This is a genomic window from Streptomyces sp. NPDC006624 (assembly GCF_040611555.1).
Taxonomy (GTDB): domain Bacteria; phylum Actinomycetota; class Actinomycetes; order Streptomycetales; family Streptomycetaceae; genus Streptomyces.
Map to the genome: position 1 here is coordinate 115,448 of NZ_JBEXOM010000019.1, position 14,325 is coordinate 129,772.

Sequence of the window (14,325 nt, forward strand, 5' to 3'; positions counted from 1 at the left end):
GCTCCTTCAGTCGGCCGCCCGGGCGGTGACGGGAGCGGGGGCCGTCGCGTCCGAGCGGTGCTCGGCGAGGACGCCCGTGCGGTGCCGCTGGACGAACCAGTAGTAGGCGAAGCCGCCGCCCGCGATGACGGCGACGAACAGCACCGCGCCCCAGCGCAGATACCAGTGGTAGGGCGCCGTGGCGTTGTAGACGGCGGCCCGCGGCCAGATCAGGTTCAGCGTCATCGCCGCGCCCCACAGCACGGCGAGGATGTTGACGGGCAGGCCCCAGCGGCCCAGCGAGAACCGGCCCTCGCCCGCGGGCTGCCACCTGCCGCGCAGCCGGGCGACCAGGAGCGGCACCGTGACGCCCAGGTAGGCGAGGTAGATCATGATGATGCCGATGCTGGTGACGACGGTGAAGATCTGCGGCTGGCGGATGTTGACCACCAGGATCGCCAGCGCGAGGACCCCGATGATCACGGTCGGCAGGACCGGCGTCTGGAAGCGCGGGTGGCACTTGGCGAGCCTGGCGGACGCCGGAAGGTTGTTGTCGCGGGCCATCGCGAACGCCAGCCGGACCGCCGCCGTGTGCACCGCCAGCGCGCACACCGTCACCGCGATCAGCACGCACCACAGCATCGCCTTGCCGGCCGTCGGGCCGAGCACGTCCAGCACGATGTACTGCAGGCCGTCCGTGGACAGCTTCTCGCCCTTCAGGCTGGACACGCTCATCAACGCGAGCAACAGGATCAACCCGCCGAGGACGAAGGACGCGACGATCGCCCGGATGATCGCGCGGGGCGCGTTCCGGGTCGGGTCCAGGGACTCCTCGCCCAGCGAGGCGGCGGTGTCGAAGCCGTACATGACGTACGCCGAAGCCAGCGAGGCCACCAGGAAGGCGCCCAGGTACCCGTTCCCGTAGCCCGCACCGGTGCCGTGCGTCTCCATGACGACCTGCGGACCGCGCGTGAGGTGGACGGCGAACATGACGATCAGGACGACGGTGGCGATCAGCTCGATGAACACGCCCGCCGTGTTGATCCGGGCCATCAGCTTGACGCCGAAGGCGTTCACGAGGGTCGTGAACAGGATCAGCACCGCGGCCAGGATGACCGCGTTGGTCGCCACGTCGTAGGTACCGGTGCCGTCCCTCACGAACTGGAAGAACGACGAGATCTGCGGCAGCGTCAGCTGGTAGGCCAGCGCCACGGCCGATATGGACACGATGGACGCGATCAACATCATCCACCCGGCGAGCCAGCCCAGATGCGGATTGCCGATCTTCTTGGACCAGTTGTAGACGGAGCCCGCGACGGGGTAGCGCGCGGCGAGCTCCGCGAAGCACAGCGCGACCATGAACTGGCCGGCGAAGACCATCGGCCACGACCACCAGTACGCCGGGCCGCCGCTGCCGTAGCCGAAGTAGAACAGCTGGAAGGTGCCGGTCAGGATCGAGATGTAGCTGATGCCGGCGGCGAAGGTGTGGAAGTTGCCGAGGGTGCGTTTCAGTTCGGGCCGGTAGCCGAACTCGGTGAGTTCGGCGTCGTCGTGGCCGTGGGTGCGGGCGGACTGCGCGGTTCGTCTCATGGGCGGTTCCTCAATGGGTGTTCCCTCAGGGCCTGTCCGGTCGGTCGAACCAACCCTGGGGGGTGGGGCGGGTGTTGCGCCAGATGTGCTTCGTCTCGCGATATCCGGCGGCATCTCGTCGGCGCCGGCGGGCGGCCACTGCCGCAGGCGAGCCCCGCGGGCCCGAGTGCGCGTCCGAAGCCGGACTGCTTGCATCCGGACTGCTTGCATCCGCCCCACTCCGCCTGCGGGACGTAGCGGTGGTAGTCGTCGATCCAGACCGTGCCGGGCGGGTGGGAGAACCCGTCGGCGAGGTCCGGCCGGTCCGGGCGCGCCCGCCGCACCGCAATCCCGCCCCCTCGGCCACGCCTCGCGCCACGTACGCCTCGGCCCTGGCCGGGTGAGCCGCCGAGATCAGCGGCCCGCTCCGCCCCCGCTCGTCGAACGGCCCGCCCAGCCGGATCGCCTTCGCGCGTCGACCGCGCCCCGCCACTCACCGTCAAGGAACAGGTCCGGCCTGCGCGCTTCCCAGTCGCTCGACGAGCCATGCGTGGAAGATCCCGATGTGGTGCTCGCTGGGGACCAGCACACCGCCCTCGCGGTACGCCCGGGAGGCCATCGCCGGCTGCGTCCGTTCACAGGCCGCGAAATCCTGGGCGTTGACCCTGTGAAAGAGTTCCACGGACTTCGACAGATCCGCGCCCGACCGCACCACGTCGGGTGCGTACAGCCAGTCGCACTCCACGACCGTGCGGTCCTCGGCGAGCGGGAACATGCGGTGCAGGATGACGTGGTCCGGGACGAGGTTGACGAAGACGGTGGGCCTGACCGTGATGGCGTAGTAGCGGCGGTCCTGCTCGGTGCTCACGGCGGGAAGCCTGCCGAAGCCCGCGCTGCCGTCGACCGTGAAGCCCTGGACGTCGTCGCCGAACTCCGCGCCGTGGCCCACGTAGTACTGGGCGGCGTACCCGTCCGCGAACTCCGGCAGCACCTCGGTCAGTTCGGGGTGGATCGTCGCGCAGTGGTAGCACTCCATGAAGTTCTCGACGATCAGCTTCCAGTTGGCCCGCACGTCGTAGGAGATGCGTTTGCCGAGCGTGAGGTTCTCCGTGCCGTAGTGCTCGATCGCGGCGGCGTCGCCCAGCCGCTCCACGGCGGCGCGCACGACGGTGTCCTCGAAGGAGGGCGGCTCGTCCGCCAGGCACACCCAGGCGTAGCCGAGCCACTCGCGCAGATCAACCTTGATCAACCCGTACGCGACCCGGTCGACGTCCGGCATCTTGATCAAGTTGGGTGCGGCGATCAACTTCCCGTCGAGGTCGTACGTCCAGGCGTGGTACGGACACTGGAGCGTACGGCGGACCTCGCCCGCCTCCTCCGTGCACAGCCTGGCCCCGCGGTGCCGGCAGACGTTGAGGAAGGCGCGCAGCTCGCCCGTGCGGGTCCGGGTGATGACGACGCTCTCGCGACCGACCTGGACGGTGCGGAAGGCGCCCGGACGGTCCAGGTCGGCACTGCGGACCGCGCAGCACCACAGGGACTCGAAGACGTGCTCCTGCTCCTGCCGGAAGATGTCCGGGTCGGTGTAGTAGCGGCCGGGGAGAGTGGCGAGCAGGCTCGGGGTGATGGGGGTCGTCGTCACGAGGGAACGCCTCCTACCGGCGGATGCGGGTCATCTTCGGGTCGAACAGCGGCTCGTCGGCGACCGTGGCCGGGACCTTCTCGCCGATGTACTCGATGTGCACGCCCGTACCGGTGGCGAGACCGGCGGGCAGCCAGGCGTAGGCGACGCAGCGGCCGAGCGTGTAGCCGTACGACGCGCTGGTGACGTATCCGGCGGGCACCCCGTCGACGTGGACGGGCTCCTTGCCCAGGACGACGGCGGCCGGGTCGTCGAGGAGGAGGGGCGTGAGCCGGCGGGTGGGCGCCGGGCGGTCCCGCAGCGCGTCCTGCCCGACGAAGCCCTCCTTGTCCATGCGCACGGCGAAGCCGACCCCCGCCTCGAACGGGTCGTGCTCGGCGGTCATGTCGACGCCCCAGGCGCGGTACCCCTTCTCCAGCCGCAGCGAGTTGAACGCCGAGCGGCCGGCCGCGACCACGCCGAGCTCCCGGCCGGCCTCCCACAGCGTGTCCCACAGCCGGAGCCCCAGATCGGCCGTGGTGTACAGCTCCCAGCCCAGCTCACCGACGTAGCTCAGCCGCATCGCGGTCACCGGGACGTGCCCGATGTACGTCTCCTGGGCCCGGAAGTAGCCGAACGCCTCGTGCGAGAAGTCGTCCGGGGTGAGCGGCTGGACGAGGTCGCGGGCGAGCGGTCCCCAGACGCCGACGCAGCACGTGCCCGAGGTGATGTCCCGGATCCGCACGTCGCCGGGCGCGTGGCGCAGCAACCAGTCCAGGTCGGCGGGGGAGTTGGCCCCGATCTGGAAGCGGTCGGGCGCGAGACGGGCCACGGTCAGGTCGGAGCGGATGCCGCCCGAGTCGTCGAGCAGCAGGGTGTAGGTGACCGCGCCGGGCCTCTTGCGGAGGTTGTTGCTGGTCATGCGGTCGAGGAAGCCCAGCGCCCCGGGGCCGGTGACCTCCAGGCGGCGCAAGGGCGTCATGTCGTAGAGGGCGACGCCCTCACGGGTCGCCCTCGCCTCGGCCGCCGCGATCGGGGACCAGTGGCGGGCCGACCAGGCGTCGCGCTCGGGGAGGGGCCCGAGGGCGTCCACGAGCGGGGCGTTCGCCTCGTACCAGTGCGGGCGCTCCCAGCCGCCGCCCTCCAGGAAGTACGCGCCGAGCTGCTGCTGCCGGGCGTGGAAGGGACTGACCCGCAGGGGGCGCGGCTGCTCCACCGGCTGGAGCGGGTGGATGACGTCGTACACCTCGACGAACTGCCGCGCGCCGCGTTCGAGCACGTACGACGGTGAACGCTGCGCCTCCTCGAAGCGCGTGAGGTCGCACTCGTGCAGGTCCAGCGCGGGCCGTCCGTCGACCATCCACTCGGCGACGGCCCGGGCGGCACCGGCGGAGTGCGTGACCCAGACCGCCTCGGCCAGCCAGAAGCCGCGCAGGTCCGGGGACTCGCCGAGCAGCGGCATGCCGTCGGGCGTGAAGGAGAAGACGCCGTTGAAGCCGCCCTCGATCCGCGTGTTCCGCAGGGCGGGCATGAGACGGCGGCAGTCGGCCCAGCTGGGAGCCCAGTCCTCCTCGGTGAACGGGTACGAGGACGGCATGTCCATGTTCCGGGCACGGGCCTCGTCGTAGGGCGGGACCGCGAACGGGTCGACGGGCAGGGGCCGGTGGGCGTAGGAGCCGATGCCGATGCGGTCGGTGTGCTCGCGGAAGTACAGATCGCGGTCCTGGAACCGGAGGATCGGCTTCGAGGTCTCCGCGGTGGCACCGCTCAGCTCGGGCAGCGGCCCCGTCCGGGCGTACTGGTGGGCCAGCGGCTGCAGCGGTACGTCGATTCCCGCCATGCGGCCGATCACCGGGCCCCAGAATCCGGCCGCCGACACGACGTGGTCGGCCGGGAAGGTGCCCCGGTCGGTGACGACGGCGGTCACGCGGCCGTCCCGCTGCTCGATCCCGGTGACCGTGTGCCGGTCCAGGAAGCGGGCGCCCCGCGCGGTGGCCCGGGCCATCTGGGCGCGGGAGGCGGGCAGGGCACGGGCCAGTCCGTCGCCCGGGGTGTGGAAGCCGCCGAGGACCACCGACGCGTCGATCAGCGGCCAGAGTTCCTTGCAGCGCGCGGCGCCGACGACCTCGCCGCGCACACCCCAGGAGGCGGCGTAACCGGCCCTGCGGCGCAGCTCGGCGAGACGCTCGGGGGTGGTGGCCAGCTCCAGACCGCCGACCCGCTGGAAGCACGGGACGCCGTCGACTTCGAGCGAGCCGAACTTCTCGACGGTGTACCGGGCGAAGGCCGTCAGTGTCCTCGACGGGCTGGTCTGGAAGACGAGGCCGGGCGCGTGCGAGGTGGAGCCCCCGGGGGCGGGCAGGGGCCCCTGTTCGAGGACGGTGACGTCGGTCCAGCCGCGGGCGGTCAGCTCGTCGGCGAGGGAACAGCCGACGATGCCGGCGCCGACGACGACCACGCGGGGGATCTCGGATGTGCGGGACATGCCCCTCCTTGACCTTGTCTGGTCCTTGGCCTGCCTTGCCTTGCCATGCGTTGCGTTGACTTGTCTTGCCGGGACGGGACGCACGCGCTGGGGGAGCGGGTGTCGGGGTGACCGGGCTGGGGGAGCAGGTGTCGGGATGAACGCACTGGAGGGCCGGGGGTTCGGGCGGGGGAGGTACTCGGCCGGGAGAAGCACTTGAGACGGGCGGGCCAGCCGGCCCGAGAGCGGACCGGCCACCTGGTGGGTCGCTCAGGGCGCGGGCACGTTCCGCCGCTCGGCCGCGATCGCGGTGTCCGGGCCGTGCCCGGCGTGGACGAGTGTGTCGACCTCGATCGTCAGCACCTCGACCGGTGCGCCCCTCTCGACAGCGACTACGGCACCTACCTCGTGTGGCACGACCAGACTCCTCCGCTGTTGCGCACTGCACGATGGGTTGCGCGATGAGGAACATAGTGAGAACGCCGTGGAGGGGCCGTCAAGGGGGTGCGGGTCAAGCCTGGGAAAACAGCGACGGGGCGGACGAAACCCGTCGGACACAAACGGAAGTGGGGCGGTGGGAAGCCGCCGGGGGCGAAATGGAAACGGGGTACGGAAGCCGCCGGGCGTGAAAGGGAGGAGGGGCCGGCAAGGGGTACCGGCACGCAGGCGGGCGCGAACTGGACAAGACCCTCCGGGCGCACAGCAACGCGGGACCAGCCATTCCGCTGGTCCCGCGTGGTGTCAGTGGCGTTCCCGCCGGCCGGCCAGGGCTGCGTCAGAAGCCGTACCCCATGCGGCGTGACAGCTCGACGGCCGCCGCCTCGGTCCGTTTGGCCACCTCCTGCAGCCGCTCCGGGCTCAGCCGGTACACCGGCCCCGAGACGCTCAGCGACGCGATGACCTGCCCGTCGTGCGCACGGACCGGCGCCGCCGCTGCGGCCAGGCCGATCTCCAGCTCCTCGACCGTGATCGCGTACCCCTGCTGCACCACCGCCTCCAGCTCGCCGCGCAGCAGGGACGCCGCCGTGACCGTGCGCTCGGTGAAGCGGTGCAGCGGACGCGCCAGCAGGCCCTCGCGCAGGACGGGCTGCATGTGCGCGAGCAGCACCTTGCCGCTGGACGTGGCGTGCAGCGGGGTGCGCCGGCCGAGCCAGTTCTGCGCGGTGACGGACGCGGTGCCGCGGGCCTGCATGATGTTGACCGCCGCGTCGTCGTCCAGGACGGCGATGTTGACGGTCTCGCCCAGTTCGTCGGCGAGTTCCCGGCATATCGGCACGCCTTCCTGCGAGACGTCCAGCCGCACTGCCGCCGCCCCCGCGAGGCGCAGTACGCCGGCTCCCAGGTAGTACTTGCCGCGGTCCTTCGCCTGCGCCACCAGGCCACGGTTCTCCAGGACGCCGAGCAGCCGGAACGCCGTGGACTTGTGCACCTCCAGCTCGTCGGCGATCTCGGTGACGCCCACCTCGCCGTGCCGGGCGAGGATCTCCAGCACGCTCACGGCGCGATCCACCGACTGGACCGCGCTGGCCGCGCCTCTGCCGCCCGGCTTCGCCGCGCTCTGCGTGGGGTCCTCCTCAGGGGACGACTGCTTCTGCGTGCGGGTCATGGCCAACTCTCACCATCTGGCGGCCCTTGTTTGGGCCGCATCTGCGGGAACCCCTTGACGCGGCGGTCACCCCGCCCGGATTCTGTTGCGCACAGCGCTTTCTCATGCGCCATGTGAAACATCATGTTACCGAAGCGTCCGGATCGCGTAAGGGGCCGGGCGCCCGGAGAGGGCTCGGTTTCGGCGGCAGGGCCGGACGACGTGCACCCATACCTTCCCGCGTCAGGATCCTTCGCTGCCCGGCCCTCCACGAACTGTCTACAAAACGAGCTGTCCACACGTCTGGCCGAAGGGTCCGGCCCGTTTCCGGACCGAGAGGGGGGCCCGTGATTCCCGTCTGCCGCCTCGAAGACCTCCCCAAGGGCGAGTCCGTCCGCGTCGAGACGACTCCGCCCGTCGCCGTGTTCCACACCGACGACGGCGATCTCTACGCCGTCGACGACACCTGCACCCACCAGGACGCCTCCCTCTCCGAAGGCTGGCTGGAGGGCTGCCTGGTCGAATGCCCGCTGCACGCCGCCTCGTTCGACCTGCGCACGGGCATTGCGACCTGTCTCCCGGCCCGCCGCCCCGTCCGCACCCACCGCGTCACCGTCGACGGCGGCGTCATCCACGTGCAGATCGCGGCGGAGGAGGGGACTGCGGCATGAGAGCGGAGGAGAGGACGGCGGCATGAGAGGCGAGCGCGGGGGCGGGTGCCGTACCGGTGCGCTCGGTAGCCCGGGCACGGAGCGTGGGTGCGCGGCGGCGGGCGGAGCCGCCGGTACACGCGTCCGGGGGAGGCACGCCGCATGCGAACCGTGACCATCATCGGTGCGTCGCTCTCCGGTCTGTACGCCGCCCGCGAGCTGCGGGCCCAGGGGTACGACGGCCGTCTCGTCATGGTCGGCGACGAACCCCACCAGCCCTACGACCGCCCCCCGCTCTCCAAGGACTTCCTCACCGGCCGGGCCGACGAGACCCACCTCGCCCTCACCGACGCGGAGGAGACCGGTGAACTCGGCGCCGAGTGGCTCCTCGGCGTCCGCGCCCGGGCGCTCGACGCCCGCGGCCGCGCCGTGCTGCTGGACGACGGCCGCACCGTGTCCACCGACGGCGTCGTCATCGCCACGGGCGCATCCGCCCGCCGGCTGCCGGGCGACGGCCTCGCCGGGGTGCACACGCTGCGCACCCTCGACGACGCCTCGGCCCTGCGCGAGGAACTCGCCCGCGGCCCGCGCCGGGTCGTCGTCATCGGCGGCGGCTTCATCGGTGCCGAGACCGCCTCGTCCTGCTCCTCCCTCGGCCACTGGGTCACCGTCGTCGAAGCCGCCCCGCTCCCGCTCGTGCCCCAACTCGGCACGGAGATGGCCGCTGTGTGCGCCGCACTGCACCGCCGTGGGGGAGTGGACCTCCTCACCGGCACCGGCGTGGCCGGGCTGCGCGGCACCCTCGGCGTCACCGGCGTCGCCCTCACCGACGGCCGGACTCTCCCGGCGGACCTCGTGGTCGTCGGAATCGGCGCCAGCCCCAACACGTCCTGGCTCGCCGGATCCGGACTGGCCCTGCGCGACGGCGTCCTGTGCGACGACGGCTGCGTGACGTCTCTGCCGCAGGTGGTCGCTGTCGGAGACGTCGCCCGCGTCGGCGGCAGCCGCGCCGAGCACTGGACGTCCGCCACCCGGCAGCCCCGTGCCGCCGTGGCCAACCTGCTCGCCGGACGCACCGCCGAGACCGCGGATGCCGTCCCCTGCTTCTGGTCCGACCAGTACGGCGCCCGCATCCAGTTCGCCGGCCGCCGCGGGGACGGTGACACCGTCCACATCGCCGAGGGCGAACTCTCCGGCGGCGCACCCGCCGAGGGCGGGTTCCTCGCCCGGTACGAGCGGGACGGCCGTACCACCGCGGTGCTCGCCGTGGACCGCCCCCGTCCGTTCATGAGGGCGAGACGCGAACTCAGCCAGGGGTTGGGGTGAGGAGAAGGACGAGCGGTCCGTGACCGGCTCAAGCACCCGGTCCTCAGGCACCCGGTCCTCAGGCACCCGGTCCTCAAGCACCCGGTCATCAAGCACAGGCTGACCCAGACCGGTCGTACGCCCAGTGGGTCCGGTTGTACGCCCGGTCGGCCCCACCCCTCACAAGAGGCGCGACCGCTCCACCCGGAAACCCCTCAGGAGTGGGACAGTTGCCCGGCCCCGCTCCGCCTGCGTATCCGCCCCTGCGCGCGCTCGGCGGCACGCGTCTGGCGCCTGGCCCTGCGGCGCTCCCGTCGCAGCGCCCGGGCCGTGCTGCTCGGCATGGACACCACGCCGTTGCGCTGGTTCCAGACCTGGCGCGTCACCCAGACGTCGAGGACTCCCCAGGTCGCCACGATCGTGCTGACGACACTGCTGATCACCATGGGGAACGCCAGCCACGACCCGGCCATCGCGCACAGGAACGCCACCATCGCCTGCATCAGGGTCAGGGCGATGATGAGCACCGCCCGCACGGCCGCCGTCCGGACCGGATCCGGCAACCGGCGCCGCCGCGCCGGCTCCTCGACCCACAAGGGCCGGTACTGCTGCCGCGCGCGGGCGGCGCGCCCCGCCTCGGACGCCGGGGCGTCCTCCCGGTGCACTCGGGCTATCCCCTCGTGGACCGGCGCCACCTCCCGATTGACCCGGGCCGCCGCCTCCGCGACCGGGATCGCGTGATCGGCTGCCCCGGTCTCCCGGCGCCCCCTCACTCGCGCCCCGCCGCTCCCGGACGCCCTGCGCCGCTCCGCCGTGCCCATCACCGTGTCACTCCCCACCGCCAGCATGCCGCTCGGTCGCACCCGAAGACCCGTGCTTCCCAGTGGCTTGCCCGGCTTGCGCTGTTTTACGCCGCCCAGGTGCGGGACGCGGCTCCTGTGGCCGATTCCGCCCCCGTTCCCCTATGGAAAGGACGAACAAGCCCTCCCGAAGATTCCCCCGAACGGAAAAGATTCAGCCAACCACCGTGGCCGACCGTGCAGATCGGCTCGCGCTGCCACCATCGGTTTCGGGGAGACAACTCCCGCAATGCCAGGACAACTCCCCATGCCCGGCCGCTGGCGCGGAAGTTCATGCTCCGGACCGGTCTTCGAGTTCCCTGTCCGTCGGTAGTAGGCTCGCGCCGTTTGTTGACGCACATGTGTACCCCCGGTAGCCCGGGGGCCCGAGCAGGGGGAGGCCATGCGCTTTCGCGGGAAGTCCATCCGCCGGAAGATCGTGGCGCTGCTTCTCGTGCCGCTGGTGTCCCTGACCGCGATCTGGGCCTTCGCCACGGTGCTCACAGGGCGTGAGGCGGCCGACCTGTTCAACGTGTCGTCCGTGGTCGAGAAGATCGGCTACCCCATCGAGGACACCGTCCGCGTCCTCCAGGAGGAGCGCCGCCAGACCCTCGTCCACCTGGCCGACCCCCGCGCCTCCGACGGGCTCGCCGCGCTCCGGCGCGCCCGTACCGCCACCGACGAGGCCGTCGGCAGCATCCGGGAGAACGCCCGCAATCCCGACGTGCTCGACGCCATGGGCGAGCACACCGCCGAGCGCCTGACCGCCGTCCTGGACGCCTTCGACGGCATCGAGTCGCTGCGCCGCAGCGTCGAGGACGGCACCGTCAACCGCTCCCAGGCCCTCGACCTCTACAACCGGCTCGTCGACCCGTGCTACGTCCTGCTGGCCCATCTGCACGTCGTCGACAACGTCGAACTGGACAAGCAGTACCGCGCGTTGGTCAACCTCGCCCGCGCCCGTGAACTGCTCGCCCGCGAGGACGCCCTGCTCGGCTCCGCCCTGGTCGTCGGCAGGATCTCCCGCTCCGAGGAGCGCGACATCTCCGACCTCGTGGCCCAGCGCACCGTGATGTACGACGTCACCCTGCCGCTGCTGCCCGCCGCGGAGCGCGACCGCTACGACAGCTTCTGGAAGAACGCCTCCTCCGCCCCCCTGCGCGTGGCCGAGAAGGCCGCGCTCGGCTCCGAGGCCGGAACCCCTCGTGGCGTCACCGCGAAGAGCTGGGACAGCGCCGCCGGCGACGTGCTCGACGAACTCGGCACCCTCAACGACCAGGCCAACGACCGCTACCAGGACCGCGTCCACCCGGTCGCCGTGGGCGTCATCACCAAGGCGGTCATCGCCGGCGTCCTCGGCCTGATCGCCCTCCTGCTCTCGCTCGTCCTGTCGGTGCGCGTCGGCCGCACCCTCATCCGCGACCTGCGGCAACTGCGGCTGGATGCGCACGAGGCGTCCGGCGTGCGGCTGCCCAGTGTGATGCGCAGGCTCTCCGCCGGTGAGCAGGTCGACGTCGAGACCGAGGTCCCGCGCCTGGAGTACGACAGGAACGAGATGGGCGAGGTCGGCCAGGCGCTCAACACCCTGCAGCGCGCCGCCGTCGAAGCCGCCGTCAAACAGGCCGAGCTGCGCGCCGGCGTCTCCGAGGTCTTCGTCAACCTGGCACGCCGCAGCCAGGTTCTGCTGCACAAGCAGCTCACCCTGCTCGACGCCATGGAGCGCCGCACCGAGGACACCGAGGAACTCGCCGACCTGTTCCGCCTCGACCACCTCACCACCCGCATGCGCCGGCACGCCGAGGGCCTCGTGATCCTCTCCGGCGCCGCACCGTCCCGCCAGTGGCGCAAGCCCGTGCAGCTCATGGACGTCGTCCGCGCCGCCGTCGCCGAGGTCGAGGACTACGAACGCATCGAGGTCCGCCGTCTTCCGCGTATCGCCGTCACCGGTCCGGCCGTCGCCGACCTCACCCACCTCGTGGCCGAACTCCTCGAGAACGCAACGGTGTTCTCCCCGCCGCACACCGCCGTCCAGGTCCTGGGCGAGCGCGTCGCCAACGGCTTCACACTCGAGATCCACGACCGGGGCCTCGGCATGGCGGCCGAGGCGCTGCTGGACGCCAACCTCCGGCTCGCCGAGACGCCGGAGTTCGAACTGTCCGACACCGACCGGCTCGGCCTGTTCGTGGTCAGCCGACTCGCCCAGCGGCAGAACGTCCGGGTGTCCCTGCAGCCCTCCCCGTACGGCGGCACCACGGCCGTCGTGTTCATCCCCGACGCGCTGCTCACGGACGACGTCCCGGACACCAACGGCATCGGCTTCCGGCTCGACCGCCCCCAGCTCGCCCCGGACAGTGAACCGAAGGACGGCCGCCGCGCCGCCCTGTCCAAGGCGCCCGCACCGCGACCCGGTCTGCCGGCCTCGCTGCTGGACGGACCCGTCGAACTGGAGGCGCCCGTCGAGCTGGACGCCATCGGTGACTTCCCCGGCGCCCTGGAGGACGAGGACAGCGAACACGGCGGTCTGTTCCGCCCCCGCCACTCCCTCACCCGCGCCCCGGACGAGACGGCCGGACGCCGCACCGGCCACCCGCAGAGCGCCGACGCCCGCGACTCGGGCAACCTGACCGGCGCCGACGAGGAGCTGAACGCTCCGGTCCCGCTGCCCCGCCGCCACACTCCCAAGCTGGTCAGCTCCCACGGCCGCCCGGTCACCGAGCAGCGCACCCGGCGGGGGAGGACCGACGAGGAGACCGCGGACACCCGCCGGACGGAGCCGGGCAGCACGTCCCCGCTCCCGTCCCGCCGCCGCACCGAGGGGTCCGCGAGCGGCCGGTCCACCGGGCCGGAACCGGCTTCCGCGCTGCCGGTGCGCCGCCGCACCGAGGGCTCCGCCGCCGGTGGCCGACCGGGAGAGGAACGGCCGGACGTACCGCCGCTGCCGACCCGCCGCGGGACGGAGTCCTCCCGCCGGAGCATCGGTGCCGCAGGGAGGAACGCGGAACACGACGGCTCCACGGCCGCGCCCGGCGGTGCCGGCGACCGGCTGGAGCCGCCCTCCCTGCCCCAGCGGTTCCGTCGCGCCGAGACCGCCCCGGACGGCCCCGGAGCGACCGATCGCCGCTCCGGCCCCACGTCGGAGACCACCGGCGGGCTCGCGGGCCGGCGCACCGGTTCCGCGCCGTCGGACCCGGGAACCGCACGGCTCGGAGACGGCCCCGGCGGCGCGCCGCTGCCCCGCCGCGTCCGGCAGGCCAGTCTGGCGCCGCAGCTGAAGCGGGGTCCCGAACCCCGTCCGCAGGACGCGGCCCAGCCCGCCGAACGCGACGCCGACGAAGTACGCAACCGCATGGCCTCGCTCCAGCGCGGCTGGCAGCGCGGCCGTGAGGAGAACGCCGCAGGCGATGCCGCCGACAGCGGCGCAGCACGACAAGGAACGACAGAGGGGGACGGTCGATGACCGCACCGAAGGCGACCGGCCACACCGCGACCGACAAGGGCGAGCTGAACTGGCTCCTCGACGACCTGGTGGACCGCGTCGCGAGCATCCGCAAGGCACTCGTGCTGTCCGGCGACGGACTGCCGACCGGAGTGTCCAAGGACCTGACCAGGGAGGACAGCGAGCACCTGTCTGCCGTCGCCTCCGGGTTCCACAGCCTGGCCAAGGGCGTGGGACGCCACTTCGAGGCCGGCAACGTCCGCCAGACGGTCGTCGAGCTCGACGACGCCTTCCTGTTCGTGACCGCCGCCGGCGACGGCAGCTGCCTCGCCGTTCTCTCCGACGCCGACTCGGACGTCGGCCAGGTCGCCTACGAGATGACACTCCTGGTGAAGCGGGTCGGTGTGCATCTGGGCGCCGCTCCGCGCACCGATCTGCCCGCAGGCGGGTAGTGGGATGACATGAGCGCTGACGGTCAGGGAAGAAGCCACTGGTTCGACGACGAAGCCGGGCCGGTCGTCCGCCCGTACGCCATGACGCGCGGCCGCACCAGCAGCCAAGGCCAGCACCGCCTGGACCTGATCGCGGTCGTGGTCACGGAACCGCACGCGGACGACCCGGAGGCGGACCACATGCTCTCCCCGGAGCATGTGGACATCGTCGAACTGTGCCGCGACGCCCCGCAGCCGGTCGCCGAACTCGCAGCGGAACTCGACCTGCCGATCGGGGTGGTACGGGTCCTCATCGGAGATCTCGTGGACGCGGAATTCGTCCATGTGAACCGGCCCGTACCGCCTGCCGAACTGCCGGACGAGAGTATTCTGCGCGACGTGATCAACGGCCTGCGGGCGCTCTGAGCGGCGCGGAAGCGGGGTAC

Annotated in this window: 11 protein-coding genes and 1 pseudogene; 5 read left to right on the forward strand and 7 right to left on the reverse strand. The window is 72.1% G+C overall.

Going from position 1 to position 14,325, the window contains the following annotated elements; translation table 11 throughout:
- Positions 1–6 precede the first annotated feature (6 nt).
- From ABZY20_RS29135 to ABZY20_RS29160, 6 genes and pseudogenes are all read right to left on the reverse strand, one after another.
- Positions 7–1,569 carry an amino acid permease gene (locus ABZY20_RS29135; RefSeq protein ID WP_356445197.1) on the reverse strand — a complete coding sequence of 521 codons (1,563 nt, stop codon included), beginning with the start codon at positions 1,567–1,569 and terminating at the stop codon, positions 7–9.
- A 25-nt stretch (positions 1,570–1,594) separates the two neighbouring features.
- Positions 1,595–2,023, reverse strand: a pseudogene (locus ABZY20_RS29140) (aldehyde dehydrogenase family protein); the annotation flags it as partial.
- 24 nt (positions 2,024–2,047) lie between these two features.
- Positions 2,048–3,190, reverse strand: coding sequence for an aromatic ring-hydroxylating dioxygenase subunit alpha (locus ABZY20_RS29145; protein WP_356445199.1), 1,143 nt, complete (start codon positions 3,188–3,190; stop codon positions 2,048–2,050).
- A 13-nt stretch (positions 3,191–3,203) separates the two neighbouring features.
- A complete protein-coding gene (locus tag ABZY20_RS29150) occupies positions 3,204–5,654 on the reverse strand; it encodes an FAD-dependent oxidoreductase (protein WP_356445201.1) in 2,451 nt (816 codons plus the stop codon).
- Positions 5,655–5,903: 249 nt separating this feature from the next.
- Positions 5,904–6,050 (reverse strand): hypothetical protein, encoded by a 147-nt coding sequence (locus ABZY20_RS29155; RefSeq protein ID WP_356445203.1) that lies wholly within the window; start codon positions 6,048–6,050, stop codon positions 5,904–5,906.
- Positions 6,051–6,408: 358 nt separating this feature from the next.
- Positions 6,409–7,239, reverse strand: coding sequence for an IclR family transcriptional regulator (locus tag ABZY20_RS29160; protein ID WP_356445205.1), 831 nt, complete (start codon positions 7,237–7,239; stop codon positions 6,409–6,411).
- A 326-nt stretch (positions 7,240–7,565) separates the two neighbouring features.
- On the opposite strand from ABZY20_RS29160, the gene ABZY20_RS29165 reads away from it, so the two are divergent.
- Positions 7,566–7,889 (forward strand): bifunctional 3-phenylpropionate/cinnamic acid dioxygenase ferredoxin subunit, encoded by a 324-nt coding sequence (locus ABZY20_RS29165; protein ID WP_356445207.1) that lies wholly within the window; start codon positions 7,566–7,568, stop codon positions 7,887–7,889.
- A gap of 141 nt (positions 7,890–8,030) precedes the next feature.
- Positions 8,031–9,194: an FAD-dependent oxidoreductase gene (locus ABZY20_RS29170; RefSeq protein WP_356445209.1), complete on the forward strand. Its 1,164-nt coding sequence runs from the start codon at positions 8,031–8,033 to the stop codon at positions 9,192–9,194.
- 194 nt (positions 9,195–9,388) lie between these two features.
- On the opposite strand, the gene ABZY20_RS29175 is transcribed toward ABZY20_RS29170, so the two are convergent.
- On the reverse strand, positions 9,389–9,994 hold the full coding sequence (locus ABZY20_RS29175) for a hypothetical protein (protein ID WP_356445243.1): 606 nt from the start codon (positions 9,992–9,994) through the stop codon (positions 9,389–9,391).
- Between the two features lie 421 nt (positions 9,995–10,415).
- Between ABZY20_RS29175 and ABZY20_RS29180 the strand changes: the two genes are divergently transcribed.
- Genes ABZY20_RS29180 through ABZY20_RS29190 form a run of 3 tightly spaced genes read left to right on the forward strand, consistent with a single transcriptional unit; the run spans position 10,416 to position 14,305 of the window.
- The gene (locus ABZY20_RS29180) at positions 10,416–13,469 is read left to right on the forward strand and encodes a nitrate- and nitrite sensing domain-containing protein (protein WP_356445211.1); all 3,054 of its coding nucleotides are present in this window, start codon (positions 10,416–10,418) and stop codon (positions 13,467–13,469) included.
- A complete protein-coding gene (locus ABZY20_RS29185) occupies positions 13,466–13,900 on the forward strand; it encodes a roadblock/LC7 domain-containing protein (protein WP_356445213.1) in 435 nt (144 codons plus the stop codon). Before ABZY20_RS29180 ends, ABZY20_RS29185 begins: the two co-directional genes overlap by 4 nt.
- 9 nt (positions 13,901–13,909) lie before the next feature.
- Entirely contained in the window at positions 13,910–14,305 is a 396-nt protein-coding gene (locus tag ABZY20_RS29190) for a DUF742 domain-containing protein (protein WP_356445215.1), read from the forward strand.
- The last annotated feature ends 20 nt before the right edge of the window (positions 14,306–14,325 follow it).